Source organism: Bradyrhizobium sp., from assembly GCF_019244115.1.
Lineage (GTDB): Bacteria > Pseudomonadota > Alphaproteobacteria > Rhizobiales > Xanthobacteraceae > Bradyrhizobium.
Genome location: NZ_JAFATE010000815.1, coordinates 1 through 3676 on the forward strand (window position 1 = coordinate 1; position 3676 = coordinate 3676).

At 63.6% G+C, this 3676-nt stretch carries 2 protein-coding genes; both read left to right on the plus strand.

What is annotated here, in order from left to right:
* Positions 1–481 (plus strand): efflux RND transporter periplasmic adaptor subunit (locus tag JOZ76_RS34635; protein WP_291705873.1); only part of this gene is annotated, 481 nt, incomplete at its 5' end.
* Positions 482–625: 144 nt separating this feature from the next.
* Positions 626–3676 (plus strand): efflux RND transporter permease subunit (locus JOZ76_RS34640; protein WP_291705874.1); only part of this gene is annotated, 3051 nt, incomplete at its 3' end.

The following is a 3676-nucleotide window of genomic DNA, read 5'->3' on the forward strand; positions in this document are numbered from 1 at the left end:
GCTGGCCGAGAAGGAAGCCGTCGTCGCGATCCCGGAGACGCTGCTCGGCCGTGCCAAGTCCGGCATCGCTAGCGTCACGCTGTGGTCCGATCCCAACAAGAAGTACGTCGCAAAGCTGCGCGAGATCGCGCCCAACGCCGATCCCGCCACGCGCACCTATCTCGCAAAATTCTCGCTGCCGGACGCCGACGACAACGTCTCGCTCGGCATGACGGCGACACTGACGCTGGCCGATCCCGCGACCGACCGCGTTGCGCGGCTGCCGCTGTCGGCGCTGTTCAATGAAGGCGAAAAACCCTCGCTCTACGTGGTCGACGACAAGGGCGACGTGGTGCTGAGGCCGGTCACCGTGAAGGCTTATGAGAGCGGCGACGTGCTGATTTCGGGCGGCGTCGCGGAAGGCGCCAAGGTGGTCACGCTCGGCGTGCAGAAGCTCGATCCGAGCCAGAAGGTCAGGGTCGTCTCGTCGCTGTCGTTCTAGTTGCCAGTCATTCCGGGGCCGATGCGTAGCATCGAACCCGGAATCCAGAAGTTGTGGAGCGAGATTCCGGGTTCGCCTCTTCCACGCGCCCCGGAATGACGAACAACACAAACAGAAGCCGGTGCTTGTATTGGAGGCTTAAAGATGAAGCGTTTCAATCTGTCCGCCTGGGCGGTGAGCCATCCGACTCTCATCCTGTTCCTGATGATCATGCTCGGCGTCGCCGGCTTCTTCTCCTATCGCGGGCTCGGCCGCGCCGAGGACCCGTACTTCACGGTGAAGGTGGTGAACGTCTCGGTGATGTGGCCGGGCGCGACCGCCAAGGAAATGCAGGCCCAGGTCGCCGACCCGATCGAGAAGAAGCTGCAGGAGCTGCCCTATTTCGAGAAGGTGCAGACCTACTCGAAACCCGCTTTCACCGCGATGCAGGTCACCTTCCGGGACAACACGCCTGCAAAGGACGTGCCCTATCTGTTCTATCTCCTGCGCAAGAAGCTCGTCGACGTGCAGGGCGAACTGCCCCAGGGCATTTTGGGTCCCGTCGTCAATGACGAGTTCTCCGATGTCGATTCCATCCTGTTCATGATGACCGGTGACGGCGCCGACTATGCCCAGCTCAAGAAGGTCGCCGAGGCGATGCGCCAGCGCCTGCTGAAGGTGAATGGCGTCACCAAGGTCGATATGTATGGCACGCAGGACGAGCGCATCTACGTCGAGTTCTCCCATGCCAAGCTCGCCACTCTCGGCATCACCCCGCAGGCGCTGTTCGATTCGCTGGCCAAGCAGAACAACGTGGTGCCGGCCGGTACGGTGGAAACCTCGGCGCAGCGCGTGCCGCTTCGCGTCACCGGCGCGCTCGACGGCGCGCAGGCGGTGGCCGAGACGCCGGTCGAGAGCAACGGGCGGGTGTTCCGCCTCGGCGATATCGCGACCGTCACGCATGGCTATGTCGATCCGCCGAGTTTTCAGGTGCGCCAAGAAGGCAAGCCCGCGATCGGCATCGGCGTCGTCACGGCGAAGGGTGCGAACATCCTCGAGCTCGGCAAGGACGTCGACGCCGCCACGGCCGACTTCATGAAGGCGGTGCCGCAGGGCATCGGCGTCGAGAAGATCGCCGACCAGCCGAAAGTGGTCGAGCGTGCGGTGGGCGAGTTCGTGGACTCCTTCATCGAGGCACTCGCGATCGTGCTGTTCGTCTCCTTTCTCGCGCTCGGCTGGCGCACCGGTTTCGTGGTCGCAGCCTCGGTGCCGCTGGTGCTGGCTATCGTCTTCATTGCCATGAAGGGGATGTCGCTTGACCTGCACCGCATCACCTTGGGCGCGCTGATCATCGCGCTCGGGCTGCTGGTCGATGACGCCATCATCGCGGTCGAGATGATGGTGGTGAAAATGGAGCAGGGCTGGGACCGCATCCGCGCCGCGTCCTTTGCCTGGGAATCCACCGCCTTTCCGATGCTAACTGGAACGCTGGTCACCGCGACCGGCTTCCTGCCGATCGGCTTTGCCAATTCCGCGGTCGGCGAATATGCCGGTGGCATCTTCTGGGTCGTGGCGATCGCGCTGGTCGCTTCCTGGTTCGTCGCAGTGATTTTTACGCCCTATATCGGCGTCAAGCTGCTGCCCAATATCAAGGTGCATCACGACCACGATCCGCATGCGGTCTATGAGACCCGCATCTACCGGACCCTGCGTGCCGTGATCCAATGGTGCGTCGAGCATCGCGTCAAGACGGTGGTGGCAACCGTCGGCGTGTTCGTCCTGTCGATCGTCGCTTTCGGCCATGTGCAGCAACAGTTTTTCCCGCTATCGGAGCGTCCGGAACTGTTTTTGCAGCTCCGCCTGCCGGAGGGCACGGCGTTCAACGTCACCGAGAAGTCCGTCGAGAAGGCTGAAAAGCTGCTCAAGGGCGACAACGACATCGCGACCTATACGGCCTATGTCGGGCAGGGCTCGCCGCGCTTCTGGCTGGGCCTCAACCCGCAGCTGCCGAACGAGGCCTTTGCGGAGATCGTGATCGTCGCCAGGGATGTCGAGGCGCGCGAAAGAATCAAGGCGAAGATCGAGAACGCCGTCGCCGATGGCGCGTTGACCGAAGCGCGGGTGCGCGTCGACCGTTTCAATTTCGGCCCGCCGGTCGGCTTCCCCGTTCAGTTCCGCGTAATCGGTCCCGACACCAACAAGGTGCGTGAGATCGCCTACCAGGTGCGCGATGTCATGAGGCAGAACCCGAACGTGAAGGATGTGCAGCTCGACTGGAACGAGCAGTCCCCCTTCCTGAAGCTCGTGGTCGATCAGGATCGCGCCCGTGCGCTGGGCCTGACCCCCCAGGACGTCTCGCAGGCGCTGTCGATGCTGATCTCCGGCGCCCAGGTGACGACCATCCGCGACGGAATCGAGAAGGTCGGCGTGGTCGCCCGCGCGGTGCCCTCCGAACGGCTCGATCTCGCCCATGTCGGAGATCTCACCATCACCTCGAAGAACGGCGTCGCCGTGCCGCTGCAGCAGATCGCGAAGATCGAGTATTCCCACGAGGAGCCGATCCTGTGGCGGCGCAACCGCGACATGGCGATCACGGTCCGCTCCGACGTCAATGACGGCGTGCAGGCGCCCGACGTCACCAACCAGATCTGGCCGAAGCTGGCCGAGATCCGCGACCATCTCGAGCCGGCTTACCGGATCGAGGCGGGCGGCGCGTTCGAGGAATCGGCCAAGGGCAATGCCTCGATCTTCGTGCTGTTCCCGGTCATGGTCATGGTGATGCTGACGCTGTTGATGATCCAGCTGCAAAGTTTCTCGCGGCTGTTCCTGGTGTTCCTGACCGCGCCGCTCGGCATCGTCGGGGCCTCGCTCGGCCTCAACGTCGCGGCCCAGCCGTTCGGCTTCGTGGCGCTGCTCGGCCTGATCGCGCTCGCCGGCATGATCATGCGCAACACGGTGATCCTGGTCGACCAGATCGAGACCGATGTTTCCCACGGCCTGACCCGTAAGGAGGCGATCGTGGAGGCCACCGTCCGCCGCGCCCGTCCGGTGGTGCTGACGGCGCTGGCGGCGATCCTCGCCATGATCCCGCTGTCGCGCTCGGCGTTCTGGGGACCGATGGCCATCACCATCATGGGTGGTCTGTTCGTTGCGACCTTCCTGACCTTGCTGTATTTGCCGGGTCTCTATGCGCTCTGGTTCCGCAAAAGCCTTGAA